The sequence below is a fragment of the Streptosporangium lutulentum genome, assembly GCF_030811455.1.
Classification (GTDB): domain Bacteria; phylum Actinomycetota; class Actinomycetes; order Streptosporangiales; family Streptosporangiaceae; genus Streptosporangium; species Streptosporangium lutulentum.
The window spans coordinates 196,445-212,831 of record NZ_JAUSQU010000003.1; the positions used below are offsets into that span (position 1 = coordinate 196,445).

Below are 16,387 nucleotides of genomic sequence, written 5' to 3' on the forward strand. Positions count from 1 at the left end.
GGGCAGGCGGTGGGCGTCGGCCCGCGGTGGGCCGGCCGTCGGCGCGCGGCCCTCCCGGCCGCGACGGTGTCGGTGGGTGGTTGCCGGTTACCGGCCCTGGCGAGCGCGGTGTGTCCACTCCGCCGCGGTGTTCTCGCGCGGGGCTCTGGCGCGGGGGAGGCTACGGGGAGCATCCCAGGCGGGCGTGAGCACGTCATCCCGCGCGGTCTTTTGTGATGTCTTCTCGCCCTGGGGGGCTCCCATGCGTTTGACCGCTGTCTTCCGCGCGCCGTTATGGCGGCGCACGATCGCGGTGCTGTGCGCCGTGCTGACCGCTGCTTTAGCGCTGGCCGCGCTGCCGGCCCGGCCCGCGCACGCGGCCACCGTCTATGCCTACATCGCCGATGGCAACACCGGAAACGTGCAGGTGCTGGACACCGCCACCAACACCATCACCGCGAGCATCCCGATGGGGGGCAGGCCGGACTACCTGGTGGTCAGCCCGGACGCCAGCCGCGTCTACGTCGCTATCTCCGGCATGTTCGACGGTGCGGTCAAGGTGATCGACACCGCCACCAACACCATTACCGCCACCATCACCACGGGCGGCGGCACCTCGGGAATCGCGATCACCCCGGACGGCGGCACGGTGTATGCCACCAACAGCTTTTCCAACGACGTCTCGGTGATCGACACCGCGACCAACACCGTCACCGCGACCATCGCCGCCGGTAACGGCCCAAGAGATGTGGCGGCCAGCCCGGACGGCAATCGTGTCTACGTCGTCAACTTCTTCGGCGACACGCTGTCGGTGATCGACACCGCGACCAACACCGTCACCGCCACCATCGCCATCAACGCAGACCGGGCCCGGGGGGTCACGGTCAGCCCGGACAGCAGCCGCGTCTACGTCGTCGGCGGCACCCTGCCCACCGGCACCCTGTCGGTGATCGACGCCGCCACCACCACCATCACCACGACCGTCACCGTCGGCGGTAACCCGCAGGAGGTGGCGGTGACCCCGGACGGCACCCGCGCCTACGTCACCAACTTCGACGGCACCTCCAACTCCGTCTCGGTGATCGACACCGCGACCACCACCGTCATCGCGACCATCGGCGTGGGCGGCAACCCCTACGGGGTGGCGATCACCCCCGACGGTGCCCGCGCCTACGTCATCAACCGCGCCAGCGTCAGCGCCTCGGTGATCGACACCGCGACCAACACCGTCACCGCGACCATCGGCGTGGGTGGGGTCGCCCCCGGCAATGTGGCGATCGCGCAGCCGGCCACGCCCAGTGGCGCGGACCTGCAGGTGAGCCTCACCGACTCGGCCGACCCGGTCAACCAGGGTGACACCGTCACCTACACCGCGACCGTCACCAACAACGGGCCCGGCGCCGCCACCGGCGCCACCGCTACCGTCACCCTGTCGGGGGTGGCTCGCACGATCGTCTCCGCCAGCGCCTCGCAGGGCTCGTGCGCCGTGGCCGCACCCACCATCACCTGCACGCTCGGCGCGCTGGCCGCCAGCGCGTCGGCGACTGTCACGGTGAGCGTGAAGCCGACCGCGACCGGCACCCTGACCGCCACCGCCACCACGACGGCCACTGAGCCCGACCCCAACCCGGCCGACAACACCGACGCCGAAAACACCACCGTCAACATCCCGCCGGCCGCCGACATCGACGTCAACCTCGGCGCCCAACCCCACCTGGGCATCTTGGTGCCGTATCTCACCTACACCCTGACCGCCCACAACACCGGCCCGAACGCGGTCACCTCGGCCACCCTGACCGCGACCCTGCCGCCCGGCAAAAGCGCCACCAACCTGTCGGCCGGCTGCACCCTGGCCGCGAGCACGGTCACCTGTACCTACGGGGCGATCGCCAGCGGAGCCAGCGTGAGTAAGACCTTCCGCGTGCCGCTGCACCTGCTGTCGCTGGGCCACGTCACCGTCGCCGGCGCCCGCACCACCTCGGCGCCCGCCGACCCCAACCCCGCCAACGACCACGCCTCCGCCACCTGCACCGTCATCTCCATCGCCCTGGCCACCTGCCCCTAACCCCCCTAATCCCCGGATGACCTGACCCTCTGCTGCCCGGGCGGGCTTTCACCTCTGAGCCCGCCCGGGGCCCTGACCGCCGAGGGCGCGGGCACCGCGAAGGAGACCCTTCATGGCTTCACCGACTCGCCCGCACCGCACCGCCCGCCCGCGCCTGGCGTCGATGGCGGCCGCGCTGCTGCTGGTGGTAGCCGCCGTTCTGGGCCCGGCGGGCCTGCCCGCGCAGGCGGCGGCGGTCTCGGTCACCTGCGTCGGAAGCTCGGCGCTCACCTACACACCCGGGATGAGGTTCACTCCCCGCACGATCGACTTCACCGAGACCAACACCTACACCGGGTGCGTGTCCTCGGACCCGGCGGTGACCTCGGGCAGCACCGCCGATGCCTACACCGCCCCCTTCTCGTGCCTGAACCCGCTGATCACCGGGACCGGTGAAACCTTCATCGACTGGAACAACGGCCAATCCAGCACCTTCACCCTGACCTTCACCGACACCATCGCCGCGGCGGTGGAGACGGTCACCGGCACCGGCACCATCACCGCGGGTGAGTTCGCCGGGGCCAGCGCCGTCATCGTGTGGACCTACGTCGTGCCCAACGCCCTGGCGTGCCTGACGCCCGCCGGGGTCACCAGCCAGTCCGGGACCATCCTCATCACGATCTTGGGCACCTGAGCGGCCGCATCCTCCCCATGAGCACCCTGCGGGCGAGCTCCACCCTCATGACCGCCGTCGATGCACCGAGGTGGAGGCGCCCTGGTCATGCGTCAATGGCGCAGCGTCTTGGAATGCTGGTCAACCGCCAACCGCCGTCTGTGATCGGAAGTGCGCCACGGTGCTGGATGGTGACGGCCCTTCGGCTCCGTTCAGCGCGTTCCCCTTCGTGTGCGAGGCGGCCGAGCCCGTGACCGGGCCGCCTTCGCGCGAAGCCGACCCCGCGGGTAGGCGTCCTGCTCGGCGGGAAGGTGGGGCGCTCGCCGGGGCAGGTGCCGTCGACCAGAGGATCGGCTGGGTGCAGGCCCAGACCTCCCTCACCCCCGACAAGCCGTTCTTCGCCTACCTGTCCTTCGGGGCGGTGCACGCCCCGCACCACGTGGCGCCCCCATGGCGCCAGCCCTACCACGGCCGCTTCGATCACGGCTGGGACCTTCAGCGCGACGGCACGCTGGCCCGGCAAAAGGAGCTCGGCGTCGTGCCGCCGCAGGCCGAGCTCGCCCCCTGGCCGCAAGGCGTCCCGCGCTGGGAGCAGCTCTCGGCGCAGCAAAAGCAGGTGGCCGCGGCCCTGATGGAGAACTACGCGGCCTTCGCCGCCCACACCGACCACCAGGTGAACCGGCTCCTGGACGCCCTGACCGCGATGGGCGTGCTCGACGGGACGACCAACGAGCTGTTTGCGTTCAACGGAATCCAGGACACCATCGAACGCCTCGTCGCCGAACTCGACAAACTCGGCGGCCCCGAGTCCTAAACATGCACGGCTGAGAGGCGAAACCCCAGCTCGGCACTTCCGAGAACAGGACCGCGCCGCTAGTGGGCGGCTGAGGACACATTCGGAAGGAGGAGGCCTACCCTCCGCGTTCGAGGCGGAGCTTTGCGTACACAAGTGGCGAAAGAGCCAGATGTGCGGGATGGCAGGGACGGGTGTGGTGTCCGGTGAGAGGGGGGACAGGACGGCGCGGTGATCTTAGGCTCCGGGAGGGCAGGTCTCCTGCCCGAACGGTCGGGGATGACCAGGAATGGGACGTCGCGATGAATCTGCAGGAGTTCAACACGCCGGGTGACTTCACCGTGAGCGTGCCGCCGGGATCGCTGGTGCTGGTCGAGGCGTGGGGTGCGGGCGGAGGCGGAGGCGGTGGAGGCGGCACCAGCTCCTACAACGACAGCGGGAACGGGGGAGGCGCGGGCGGCTCAGGCGGGTACACGCGGGCGGTGTTCACGGCGGTCCAAGGTGCCCTCACGATCGTGATCGGGGCGGGCGGCGCCGGTGGCGCAGCAGCAGGAGCCTCGGGCCAGAAAGGCGAGCCCGGGGCGGCGGGAGGCGTGACGTCGGTGTCCAACGGCGGCCCTGCCCTGGTGACGGCCCTGAGCGGGGCCGGAGGCGCGGGCGGCGACGCCGGCAGCCAGGCCATGAGCGGGGGGCAGTCGGTCGATCGGGGCGGCGCGGGCGGCCTCGGCGGCGGCGGCGGCCTTTTCCCCAGCGAGGGCGGCTACAGCCGTTCCGGTGGCAACGGCAACGCCGGGGTCACCTACGACTTCGCCAAGCCGACTCGCGCGGTGGGGGGCGGCCCGGGGGCCTTCGTCGTCAGTGGCGGGGGCCTGCCGGCCGCGCCCAACGTCGGCGGGAACGGCGGCGGCGGCTACCACGGCGGTTCTGCCGCTATCGCCGGTAGCGTGGGAAAGAGCGGCGCCGTGGTGCTGACGGTGTTGAGCAGCCCCGCAACCGCCGCCATCCCCGCCGTTCCCCTCCACGCCTACATTGTGGCCGGGCACGCGGTGAAGAACCTCGGCATGGCCGGCGCCGGAACCGTGAACAACGTGCGCGTCGACCTGGAGCAGTGGACCGGCGGAGCCCACCAGAAATTCACGATCGAACCCCTCGGCGACGGCCAGCACAAGATCATCGCTAAGCACAGCGGCAGTGTCGTCACCATCTACGGAGGCGGAACGAACATCGGCGCTGCGGTCGACCAGCACACCTGGGTCAACGCCCCCAACCAGAAATTCACGATCGAACCCGTCGCCGGCGGCTACTTCAAGATCATCGCGACGTACAGCGGCCTGGTCCTCACGGTGGCGGGCGGCGCGACCGCCGACGGCACCCTGCTCGAACAACACGCATGGGCCGACCTGCCCCACCAGAAATTCCAGCTCCGCCCCATCGACGACACTGCCTGGTAGCAGGCGCCAACAACGACCACACCCCCTGGCCGGCCGGCGAGCACCCTCTACCCACTACCTGCGCGCGGCGGCCTCCGGGGGGGCGGTCCACAAGACGGCCGAAGCGCGGCATAAAACGGCTGAGAGTACACCTCCGTCGTCACGGCGGGGGCCCCGCCGTGACGACGGGACATCGTGATCACCATCGGCGTGCATCCGCATACCCTGCGTCGCCTCGCGCATAGTGTCACCAAACGCTCACTTGGTGCAAGGATGGAAAAGTGTCCACATGTGGACGGTTGTCCCAAAATATGCACTGGTCGGCAGGGCATGTGCCAAGACGTTCTTGCGGCGAGCGGTTCGTTTGGGCCTCCGGGCAGCGGCTCAACCGGCGAGGTCAAGCAGCACCCTGGCCCCCTTCGCGCGCTCGCGGCCCGTCAGGCGCAGTGCCCCCATCCCGCCCGCGCGCCGCCTGGTCGGTCGCCGCGAGAAGCACATTCGGGAACGTTCCACGGATGGTTTAGGGACAACGGGTCGCTTGCCGCCTTATCGAGCCGGTGCAAAAGTGACGGAAAACGACCCAGTGTTCGCGAACGCTCACTCAAGGTGGTCTATTGGTCAAGGTCTGGCCCCCGCTCTGACAGTGACGACAGCTGCCCCGCCCCGCGCACATCCTCACCCTCACCCGCGTTCAGCCACGCGGCGCTCCGCCACGCCCTCATCGACTCCATCGACTCCCTCGACTCCGTCTACGCCGTCGCGCGCTGATGTCAGCCGCCTGACCGCGATGGCCACATCACCCCATGACAGGGAAGCCACGGCCGAGGCCACTTCGGCCTTCGCCGCCTCTCTTCGACAGGAGCCCCCGTGAAGATCACGTCATCGTCCGTCGGTACCTTCGCCGTTCCCGTGCCCGCCCAGCAGGTGAGCATGGCCAAGGGAGCCGACGGCCGCATCCTGATCGCCACCAACACCAGCAACATGATCTACACCGGCTGGATCACCGCCGATGCCCAGAAGACCTCCAACACCTACACCAGCACCGGAGCCAAGACCGCCGGCGCACCTTTCGCCATCACGCCGAGCGACGGCCGGATGGCGATCCTCTACCGCGACACGGGCAACCAGCTCATGTGCCTGCGCGAGAAGGCCGACCACACCGGCTGGGAGAGCCCCGCCTGGGTCGCCCAGGCCCTGCTGGCCGCCGACCCGGTAGTCGGCCGCAACGCCGACGGCCGCCTCGAGATCTACCTCCTCGGCACCGACGGCGCGCTCTACCACGTGAAGACCTCCTCCACCGGCGCCGACGGCTGGAAGCCAGCCGAGAAGTTCGGCGGCGGCGGCGTACGCGACCTGACGGTGGCCTCCACCGCTGACGGCCGGCAGGCGTTCTTCCACACCAACAGCGCCGCCCAGGTCTGGCTCATCCAGCAGAGCGCCCCCAACGGGGGCTGGTCGACCTTCAGCAACCCCGTCAACGGCGTCACCGGCCCGCTGGCCGTCGCTCGCGCCAAGAACTCCACCTTGATCGGGACGTTCCCCGGCCCCGACGGCTCCCTGGCCTACGTGCAGCAGAACGCCGCCGGAACCTGGAGCGGCCCGGCCCAGCTGCCGTTCGGCCAGGGCGCTCCCAACGCCTACCCCTTCGTCCGGCCGGTACTGCTGCCCGGACCGACCCAGGGCCAGCTGCTGTCCATCCACTCCGGTGCCGGACAGCAATGGATCCTGGAAGAACCCGCCACCGGCACCGGCTCCTGGACCGTCCTGGCGCACACCCCCAAGGACGCGGCCGGAAAGGTCGCCTGCCAGGCCGCCGTCCTGGACGGCACCAACCTCATCGTCGCCACCTGCTACTCCACCGGCCTGCAATACGACACCTACACCTACACCGCCTGACCACCGCTGGCTGCGGACCTGCCTGAACAGATCAGCTCTGCGGCCCCGGCCCCCAGCCAGGCGTGAACAATATGTCCGAAGAGGGCCTGACCTCGATTCGTCTGGCTTGGCCGTACCGCCGCGGCTCGTGAACGTGATGCTTGGGACCCGACGGGTTCCGCCGTGGCGGCACGGTCTCGGGCGCCGCCGATCGCGTTCCTCCAGGAGCGGACTCTGCCGCTCGGCGCCGATGCGGTGAGGGACTGCCATGACCGGCTCGACCAGCGGCTGACCACCACCGTGATCACCGAAATGATCCCCTCCCAAAAATTGATGACATTAAGTAATTAATCGTTGGCTGTTCGTGTGCGGTCTGGGTTGTGCGGAAAGGAGTGGTGGCAGCCCTCGCCCATCGCACGGCTGGAGAAGCACAATGACCGGTGCACGAGACGAAGGCCGCAGGAACCTGCCGATTCCCGACCTCGCCCAGGTGGGTTTCACCGCCCAGGACATCCGCGACCAACGTCCGGCGTTCGACAGGCCCCAGGCTCTGCGCCCGCCGGGGAACCCACCAAATGTGATCATCGTGCTGATCGACGACATGGGTTTCGGCGCGTCGTCGGCCTTCGGCGGGCCATGCCAGATGCCCGCGGCCGAACGACTGGCCGCACACGGACTGCGATACAGCCGCTTTCACACCGCGGCTTTGTGCTCGCCGACCAGGCAGGCACTGCTCACCGGCCGCAATCATCACTCGGTGGGGATGGGCGCTATCACCGAGTTGGCCACCTCCGCACCGGGCTACAACGGCATCCGGCCCAACAGCGCCGCGACCATCGCCCACATCTTGAAGTACAACGGCTACGGCACCGCGGCGTTCGGCAAGATGCACCAGACACCCCCGTGGGAGACCAGCCCCTCGGGGCCGTTCGACCGGTGGCCGGTGGGAGACGGGTTCGAGAAGTTCTACGGCTTCCTGGGCGGGGAGACCAACCAGTGGGAGCCGACGCTTTTGAACGGCACATCGCCGGTGCGGCCCCCGAAACACCCCGACAAGCGCTACCACCTGTCAGAAGACCTCGTCGACCAGACGATCGGCTGGGTGCAGGCCCAGACCTCCCTCACCCCCGACAAGCCGTTCTTCGCCTACCTGTCCTTCGGGGCGGTGCACGCCCCGCACCACGTGGCGCCCCCATGGCGCCAGCCCTACCACGGCCGCTTCGATCAGGGCTGGGACCTTCAGCGCGACAGCACGCTGGCCCGGCAAAAGGAGCTCGGCGTCGTGCCGCCGCAGGCCGAGCTCGCCCCCTGGCCGCAAGGCGTCCCGCGCTGGGAGCAGCTCTCGGCGCAGCAAAAGCAGGTGGCCGCGGCCCTGATGGAGAACTACGCGGCCTTCGCCGCCCACACCGACCACCAGGTGAACCGGCTCCTGGACGCCCTGACCGCGATGGGCGTGCTCGATGACACCCTCATCTTCTACCTGCTGGGCGACAACGGCGCCTCCGCCGAAGGCGGGCTCGACGGGACGACCAACGAGCTGTTTGCGTTCAACGGAATCCAGGACACCATCGAACGCCTCGTCGCCGAACTCGACAAACTCGGCGGCCCCGAGTCCTACCCGCACTACCCGGTCGGGTGGGCGCTGGCCATGGACACGCCGTATCAGTGGACCAAACAGGTGGCCTCCCACTACGGCGGTACCCGCAACGGCCTGATCGTGCACTGGCCGCGCGGCATCGGCAAAGCGGGCGAAATCCGCCATCAGTGGCACCACGTCATCGACGTCACGCCGACGATTCTCGAGGTCACCGGGCTGCCCGCGCCCTATTTCGTCGACGGCATCGCCCAAAAGCCGATCGAGGGCATCAGCATGCTCTACAGCTTCGACGACGCCGGCGCACCCGAGCGGCACACCACCCAGTACTTCGAGATGTTCGGCAATCGCGGCATCTACCACCTCGGGTGGACCGCCGTGACCCGCCACCGCATCCCGTGGGAGGTCGGGACGCAGGCGATGCGGTCCTTCGACGAGGACATCTGGGAACTCTATGACACCGGCGTCGACTGGACCCAAGCCCGCGACCTGGCCGGCGAGCAGCCGGACACGCTGGCCCGGCTCAAGGAGCAGTTCCTGATCGAGGCCGCCAAATACCAGGTGTTTCCCCTGGACGACCGGGCCGCCGAACGTCTCAACCCCGAGATCGCCGGCCGCCCTGACCTGCTGGCCGGCCGTACCTCGATGACGCTGTACGCCGGAATGAAGCAGCTGCAGGAAAACACCGTGCCCAACATCAAAAACAAGTCCCACTCGATCACGGCCGACATCGAGACGCCCGACGGCGGCGGCCACGGCGTGATCGTCGTCCAAGGCGGCCGGTTCGGCGGCTGGGCGCTGTATCTCAACCGGGGGCATCTGACCTACTGCTACAACTACCTCGGCAAGCAACGCCACTACCTGCGCGCACCCGAACCACTCACCCCCGGCAGGCACACCGTCGGCTATGAGTTCACCTACGACGGAGGCGGCGTCGGCCAAGGCGGGAGCGGGTCGCTGACCGTGGACGACGTCACGGTCGTCGACGGCCGTATCGACGCGACCGTCCCCTTCCTCTTCTCCGCCGACGAGACGCTGGACATCGGCCTCGACACCGCCTCACCGGTCAGCGAGGACTACGGCGACACCGACAACGCCTTCACCGGCACGATCCACCACGTCCGCATCGACATCGGCCACGACGATCACACTCCCCCCGAGGATCCCGAGCAGCGCCACCACCAGATCATGGCCCGGCAGTAGAACCCGGGCCGGATTCGGGTGCACCAGGCCACGAAGAGATAGGGCTTCCGGGGAGGACCGGACCGGACTTCGGCGGGAGAACTCAGCGCGCGATGATCTCCGCCCGTTACCGCAGATAGTGAACGATTATCTGCGGTAACGTCGAAGGCCTCCTGGGAGAACACCCCGCCACGAAGGGGCGACTCCACCTGCTTATCTGCGATAGCGGTCAGGGAAGGGCGGCATGGCGACGGTGCACCCGCTCAGCGCACGCCCGAAAGCGCCGGACATCGGCCCGGCCGCCGAGGCGTTCCTGGCCACGATCGGCAACGCCAACACCACACGCGCCTATGCGATCGCGCTGCGCGCCCTGACGGCCGAGCTCGGCGAACGCACGCCGCTGACCGAACTGGAGGGCGAGGCCGGCGCCGACCGCATCGCCTCCTGGTTCACCGGCCGGTGGGGCGGCGCGGCCGCGGCCACCGTCAACGCCCGCCTGGACGCGCTCGGCTCCGCCTGCGCCTGGTGACGCGATCAGGATTGGCTGATCAGCGACCCGCTGCGCCGCATCCGCCGTCGCCCCCGCACCCCGGACCGAACCAAGGCACTGGACCGGGCCGAGATCACGGCACTCCTGACCCGGCCAACGCTCGCGCTGCGCGAGCGCACCCTGTGGCGGCTGCTGTATGAGTCGGCGGCCCGCACCCAAGAGGTCTTGGGCCTCAACGTCGAAGAGCTGGATCTGCGCAACCGCCGAGCGAAGGTGCGCCGCAAGGGCGGCGCGGTCGACGTCATCGTCTGGCGCACCCCCACCGCGCGCCTGCTGCCCCGGCTGCTGGAAGGCCGCCGCGCCGGGCCGGCCTTCCTCACCGACCGCCGCGCTCGCCTCCCGCTGCCACCGGGGGACGTGGAGGTGCTCTCCGGCCAGGCCCGGCTGTCCTACCGACGCGCCGCCGAACTGTTCGAGACCGCCACAGCCAACCTCACCGGCGGCCCATGGACGCTGCACCAACTCCGGCACTCGGCGCTGACCCATGCGGCCGAAGACGGCGCCAACACCTCCACCCTGCTGGCCTACTCCGGCCACACCTCGGTCACCTCGCTGGCACGCTACGCCCGCGTCTCGCCTGAGGCGTTAGCTCGCTGGCAGGAAGCACGCGACCCGGCGTCTCGTCGAGGTTGACCAACACAACGTCACGGAAATCACGCTGCGTTACATGGCTGCTGGGAACACATCCGAAAGAAGACCCCCTGGTTCGCTGGATCACCCCTGGTCGTAAACGCCTGCACCCCATATCCGCCCGTTTTTCGGCCAGAACTACGGCGACCCCTTCACGGCTCGCCGGCACTTCCCCCTCGACCCTCGATCCCGCGTCACACACCCATCCACCAGGCCAGGTCAAGACGACCGAACTCGATCGCTGACCTGCGCTGGCCGACCTGCTCGTCGACAATCGGAGTGCGGCGCCCGTCGCCGATGCTTCAACAATGATGGGGAAGGATTTTCTCTGGTCAGGACGAATTAGCGCTCGTTGTCCTGCCGACTCTGCTGGGGGCCGGTCGCAGGGAACGGGCGCGTTGCGGGAGCCGATCCTATGGAGGTGTTTTCCTCCTGCCGCGCATCGGGATCGGTGCGCAGCCGATCTCTGACGGTGCCGGGAAAAGCAAAGGCCGCGGCCTGGGCCACCTCCTGCGTCTCCGCCATATCGATGCTGCTCTTTTGGCCCATCAAGACAGCCAGCCTCTTGTCTGTGATGGTATCGACAAGGCTACTGATAATCTCATAGGTTTCCACGATGCTATAAGAGCCATTCTCCAGCCGTTCCGCAACGGCGGTCATGAGCCGAGTTTCCTCTTCGGTGACCATGGTTAATCTCCGTCGTCTATATGCCATGAACAATACTGTAACGTCAAGAAACACGTGGTTACGGAGCTCGTAATAGGTCGCGTTCTTACCGCTCAGCGATTGATGCATCGGCACTGGTCAGGCGAGCGATGGCTATCAGGACCCAGTGTCACTGAAAGCGCTGGACATCCACATATTGGGGGGCGCTGGAGTACAGGGCAGATCCTTTCCCTGGCGGTGCTCGTCAGGCTTGCATCGGGCGAAAGGCCCGGCATCGCGCGAAAGCAGTACGTTCATATGCGGGTCGGCGTGATGGAGCCACCAAACGGACATGCCTGTCGCGCCTTGCAGACGCTGGTGCTCCCAGGCCATCCACAGCGAGGTGAGCCGGGAGACGGCCTCCGTGTGTTTCCACCATTTGGAACACCAGGTCATGGTGCCCCCGAGGTTACGCTGAATATGCGGAGACAGAAACGTCGTCACGAACTCCTCGACATTGGAAAAGTGCGGGCGAGGCGGCTGATCGTCTTCGTCGGGTACCCATCCGGCTTGGCCGGCGACGCTGGTCATGCGGGGGCTCCATGGGGAGGATCGAGCTCATGTCCGGGCAGGTCTTCTTCAGGTGCGTAGGTGGCCAGCGAGGCTCTGATCGCCTCAGCGTGCGGGCCATTGTGCCACGGCAGGGTTTCCACCAATACCGCGCGCGCCCCGGAGGGAAACAGCATCGCGCGGCCTTTGGGCAGGGCGAACAGGTCGGAGGGATCGAGGATCTTTTCCGGCCGGGTGGAAAGGGTCGTCGAGCGGCTGGCCGATCCTTGCCCACGGGAGATGGACGTTGAGGTCGTAGATGGTTCGAAGTCGCCGACCAAAGTGGACAGGTCGGATAGAAACTTGGGGTCGATGGCGCCGCCCCCGTAAACGCGGATGTTGGCCGCGCCCCATAGTTTAGCGATGCCCTGCTCACCCCAGGCCTCTATACCTTGGGCATAGGACTGCAAGATGGTCATCAAAATGATGCCGCGGCTGCCGTAGTGGCTGTAGAGATTGGGCAATTCCTTCCACCGGCAAACGTTGGCCGCCTCGTCCAAAACGCCGAGAAATGGCACCGACAGGCGTCCGCCTGGAGAGGTGGTGGCCAGGTCTTCAGCGGCTTCGATGGTGGCTACGGCCAGGGCGGCGACCAGCGGACCGGCGACCGCGCGGCCTTCTTGCGACAGGCTGTAGAGGGTAGCGCGGGAGCGAACGAACGCAGCCGGGTCGAACTGGGGGCGCGGCTCAGCGGTGGGAGTGACCCAACGGGTCACGATGGGGTTGACCAGGCAGGCCACGGACTTCTTGGCGGTGCCGAACACGCCGCCGCGCTGTTTGTCGGGCATATTGATCGCGCCCTGAACGCCTTCCGCGGGCAGCTCATGCCCGGCCTGGCGCAGCAGGTCCACGGGGGTGGTGTCGGTGGGGTCGTTGAGCCACCGGTAGATGATGGTGACCGGCAGGTCGCCCCCGGAGGCGGCGGCCAGCAGCATGTAGGCCAGCAAGGCCTCGCCTTCGGGGTCGAAGTAGGCGTCGGTTCGCGCGCCGGCCTCGCGACCGTAGGAGGAGAAGAGCGCCGCCAGCCGGGTGGCCTTATCGACGTCGGTGACATAGGACAGGGGGTCCCACCACCAGCTGGGCGGCTCGGCGACCAGCCCCTGGGGGTCGAAGATCCATACCTTGCCGACTTTTTCGCGCACGCCCCGGGTGGCGTCGACGACGTCGCGTTTGTTGCTGGTCACCAGGCATCCGCCGGGGGCATCAACGATCGCCGGCACGGCCCGGGAGGTGGTGTTGTGCGTCACGATGCACCCGTTGATGACGAACAGCCCGTCGGTGGCGGCCACCGAGATGCATACCATCTCGGCGTGTCCGTAGGGGTGGATGGCGGTGATGGCGCGATGCGGTGGCCGGGGCCGGTACTGGATGGTGCGTGCCTGCCAGCGCTGGTAGGCGTCGGCCCGGCGGAAGGGGGCGAACCCGAGGGGCAGGTGCATGTTCAGGCGTTGGCGGGCCGAGCCGCGCCAGCGGTGCGGGGTGGTGGCCAGTCCGCCCAGGGATTGCACCAGGAACCGTACGTCGACGGCCAGCTGGGCCGAGTCGGTGGCGAAGGTCAGGTGGGTGCGGCGGCCGAGGAACGCTCCGGTCTCCAGCAGCCCCTGAAGCAGCGCGATACGTGTGTCGGGGCAGGCCAGCAGGTAGGCGGGCGGGACGAAGGTCTGCGGGGCGGGGCGGGCGAGCAGGCCCAGCTGCGCCAGGGCGTCGTGCAGGGGGTTGCAGTGGGTGGGGCTGCCGCGTGGCGTCGTCAGCGTCCAGCCGGGCCGGGCGCCGCCGGTGGGCCGGGCGATGATCCCGGGGGGCAGCAGCGGCTGGAGTTCGGCCAGCAGGTCCTCGCCGTTGGCGATGGAGATCTGCACGCCGGGGCCGCTCAGGGCGCCGGCGCCCAGCAGGACGCCCAGCAGGTAGGGATCCAGCGGCATGGCGTGCCCGGGCGAGGCTGCGGCCGATCCGCTCGCGGGCGGGGTGTGGGCGTGGGTGGGGTGTGCGTCACCGGTGCAGGGGTGCGGTGGGTGCGCGGCGGGGAGCGGGCCGTTGAGGTGCACGGGCGCGACCAGCGGAAGCCGGTAGCGGGTGCGCCCGTCCACGCGGTACAGGCCGCGGCGCAACATCTTGCGGGTGGTCAGGGTGCGCAGCGGCGCGGAGGCGCTCTGGCCGGTGGTGTGCACCGACCACAGGTGATTGCCGTCGCAGCGCACGAGGGCGCCGTCGCTGCACCGCAGGAGGTAGGCCGGGCGGATGCCTTGCCGGTAAACGCCGGTGACGGTGGTGGGGCGGCCGTCGGAGCCGATGACCGGGCACCCAGGGGTCAGGTCCTCGATGGGGGTCCAGCCGTGCGGGGTCAGCACGGGGGTGTCGGCGGCCAGGGCCTTTCCGGTGCGCGGGCCCCAGATGTCGATGTGCATGTCCTCCACCGACCCGTACAGGGTTTGCGGGGAGGCGATGGTGCGGCCGATCTGCACGCCGGGCCAGGGAGTGCGGGTGCCCAGGCGGGCGGCGGTGGCCAGCGCGCCGCGCTCGGACAGGGCTTCCAGCTCGCGGCGGGTGGCCATGTGCCGGGCGGACACATCCACCCGGGTGGCGTGGCGCCGACGGTGGTGGTAGATCCGCCAGGCACCGGCCCCGGCGGCTCCCAGCGCACCCAGCTCGCCCGCCGCGATGATGGTGGTCATGGTGCCCGGCCAGGAGCGTTTGCCGAACAGCAGCTCAAACAGGAAGGTGAAGGGGTTGGGGGTCGGCGGCGCCACAGCCGGTGAGATCGCCGCGGTGATCGCGACTGATGTCCACAGCACACCCAGCACCACGGCGAGGACGGCGATGGCGCCGAAGATCATGTAGGGGGTGTGGTCGACGGGCCCGCGATGTTTGCGCGTGGAGCTCACCGCAGCCCCCGGGGCGCCGCCTGCGAGGTGGCGCGCGGGTGCCAGCGCTTGTTGGTGTCGTTGATGGCCAGCTCGGCGCCGGTCAAATCGACGCGGAAGGGAATGCCCGGCCGGCCGCCGACCTTGAGCAGGAACTTGCCGAGCCCGGGCGGGAGGCCGTCGCGGTTTACGGAGGGATCCCAGCTGGGCGGGGTGGACCAGTCGACGACCATGCGGCGCTCCTTGGCGCTCATGGCGACCACCTGGGTCAGCGAGGCCATCTCGGCCTCGGGCAGGCCGCCGCAGATGACCATTCCGGCGCGCTCGGCGAACCCGCGGGCCTTGATCCGGTCGGCGTGATCGGGCAGGGCGAGCAGGTCGTCCATGCTGTGGGTGATCATTGCCTGGCCCAGGCCGCGTTGCCGGTTGAGCCGGGTGAGGGCATCGACGCGATCGACCAGGCCGCGTCCGGCGCGCAGGACCCGCCACAGCTCGTCGAGCACCACGAAGAAGTGGCGTTGCGGCGCCAGGTCGGCATCGGCCAGGGCGTGCGCTGTCTCGATCGCGCCGAACCCGTCGGACCAGCAGGCCAGCAGGACCGCGGCCTGCAGCTCGGCGTCGCCCTCATCGATGCCGGAGATGTCGATGCAGACTCCTCCGGCGGCATCCAGGCGGATCGGCACGGTGGTGTGGCGGGCGAAGGTTTCGCCCATCGGCCCGTCCAGCAGGCCGATGAGGGAGGCGTGCAGCGGGTCGACCGCGCTGCGGTAGCGCTCATCGGAGCCACGCTCCAACGTGACCGCGCGCACCGCGGGCGGGCCCTCGTCGATCACCCGGATCAGGTCGGGTAACACCGGGGGGCGGCCGAGGTGATGGCGCTCATCCAGCACGCGCAACGCGGCCGCCAAAATGGTGCGCTCGTGGTCGATCAGTGGCTGGTGGCGCAGCACGGTGATCAGCGCGGTGACCATGTTCAGCCGCCGACCGGCGGCATCTGCGAGCAGCTTGGTGCGGGCGTGGCCCGACAAGCGTGCCGCCACGGCGGCACTGGAGCCGGGATCCAACACGTTCAGTGCGCCCAGCCCGCGACCGAGTTTGATCACTTGGCCGCCCAGGGCGGTGATCAGGTCGGCGTAGTCGGGTTTGAGGTCGCCCAGCACCATCGGGATAACGCCGTAGCCGGCCAGGCCGAGCACCTGGCGGCGCACCAGAGTGGACTTGCCCAGACCGGGTTTGCCCAAGATGAGCTCGGAGGGGTTGTGGATGATGGCGGCGCGGCGAAACCAGGAGATGGGATCGCAGCACAAGCTGGCGCCGGTGGTGAGCTCCCGCCCGACCGGTACCCCGATCATCGGGGTGCCCGATCCGGCGCCGAAGGGCCACAGCCCGCAGACCTGCACGGTGGTGCCGCGCCATTCGGGGACCGGTTCGAGGTAGGTGGTCCAGCCGCCGCCGCGGTGGCGGAACCCGCGCGGGCCGGGCGATGCGACAAGGCCAGGCTGAGACTTCACAGGGGGACTCC

At 69.1% G+C, this 16,387-nt stretch carries 12 protein-coding genes; 8 read left to right on the forward strand and 4 right to left on the reverse strand.

Annotated elements, in window-relative coordinates:
* Positions 1-241: 241 nt before the first annotated feature.
* From J2853_RS47620 to J2853_RS47655, 8 genes are all read left to right on the forward strand, one after another.
* Positions 242-2,044, forward strand: coding sequence for a YVTN family beta-propeller repeat protein (locus J2853_RS47620; RefSeq protein WP_307569559.1), 1,803 nt, complete (start codon positions 242-244; stop codon positions 2,042-2,044).
* 112 nt (positions 2,045-2,156) lie between these two features.
* A complete protein-coding gene (locus tag J2853_RS47625; RefSeq protein ID WP_307569561.1) occupies positions 2,157-2,717 on the forward strand; it encodes a hypothetical protein in 561 nt (186 codons plus the stop codon).
* 337 nt (positions 2,718-3,054) lie between these two features.
* On the forward strand, positions 3,055-3,510 hold the full coding sequence (locus J2853_RS47630) for a sulfatase-like hydrolase/transferase (protein ID WP_370879568.1): 456 nt from the start codon (positions 3,055-3,057) through the stop codon (positions 3,508-3,510).
* A 281-nt stretch (positions 3,511-3,791) separates the two neighbouring features.
* On the forward strand, positions 3,792-4,940 hold the full coding sequence (locus tag J2853_RS47635; RefSeq protein ID WP_307569563.1) for an RICIN domain-containing protein: 1,149 nt from the start codon (positions 3,792-3,794) through the stop codon (positions 4,938-4,940).
* An 846-nt stretch (positions 4,941-5,786) separates the two neighbouring features.
* Positions 5,787-6,815: a DUF8189 domain-containing protein gene (locus tag J2853_RS47640; RefSeq protein WP_307569565.1), complete on the forward strand. Its 1,029-nt coding sequence runs from the start codon at positions 5,787-5,789 to the stop codon at positions 6,813-6,815.
* A gap of 412 nt (positions 6,816-7,227) precedes the next feature.
* Complete coding sequence (locus J2853_RS47645) at positions 7,228-9,591, forward strand: arylsulfatase (RefSeq protein ID WP_307569567.1); 2,364 nt, start codon at positions 7,228-7,230, stop codon at positions 9,589-9,591.
* Between the two features lie 223 nt (positions 9,592-9,814).
* Complete coding sequence (locus J2853_RS47650; protein ID WP_307569569.1) at positions 9,815-10,099, forward strand: hypothetical protein; 285 nt, start codon at positions 9,815-9,817, stop codon at positions 10,097-10,099.
* A gap of 93 nt (positions 10,100-10,192) precedes the next feature.
* Positions 10,193-10,753, forward strand: coding sequence for a tyrosine-type recombinase/integrase (locus J2853_RS47655; protein ID WP_370879569.1), 561 nt, complete (start codon positions 10,193-10,195; stop codon positions 10,751-10,753).
* A gap of 339 nt (positions 10,754-11,092) precedes the next feature.
* Here the strand turns inward: J2853_RS47655 and J2853_RS47660 are convergent, their stop codons facing one another.
* The 4 genes from J2853_RS47660 to J2853_RS47675 all read right to left on the reverse strand — a co-directional run bounded on the left by J2853_RS47660 (position 11,093) and on the right by J2853_RS47675 (position 16,376).
* Positions 11,093-11,437 (reverse strand): hypothetical protein, encoded by a 345-nt coding sequence (locus J2853_RS47660; RefSeq protein WP_307569571.1) that lies wholly within the window; start codon positions 11,435-11,437, stop codon positions 11,093-11,095.
* A gap of 135 nt (positions 11,438-11,572) precedes the next feature.
* Positions 11,573-11,986, reverse strand: coding sequence for a DUF4913 domain-containing protein (locus J2853_RS47665; protein ID WP_307569572.1), 414 nt, complete (start codon positions 11,984-11,986; stop codon positions 11,573-11,575).
* Complete coding sequence (locus J2853_RS47670; RefSeq protein WP_307569574.1) at positions 11,983-14,886, reverse strand: TraM recognition domain-containing protein; 2,904 nt, start codon at positions 14,884-14,886, stop codon at positions 11,983-11,985. The genes J2853_RS47665 and J2853_RS47670 overlap by 4 nt, the downstream gene beginning before the upstream one ends.
* The gene (locus J2853_RS47675; protein WP_307569576.1) at positions 14,883-16,376 is read right to left on the reverse strand and encodes a putative type IV secretion/conjugal transfer ATPase; all 1,494 of its coding nucleotides are present in this window, start codon (positions 16,374-16,376) and stop codon (positions 14,883-14,885) included. The genes J2853_RS47670 and J2853_RS47675 overlap by 4 nt, the downstream gene beginning before the upstream one ends.
* Between the last annotated feature and the right edge of the window lie 11 nt (positions 16,377-16,387).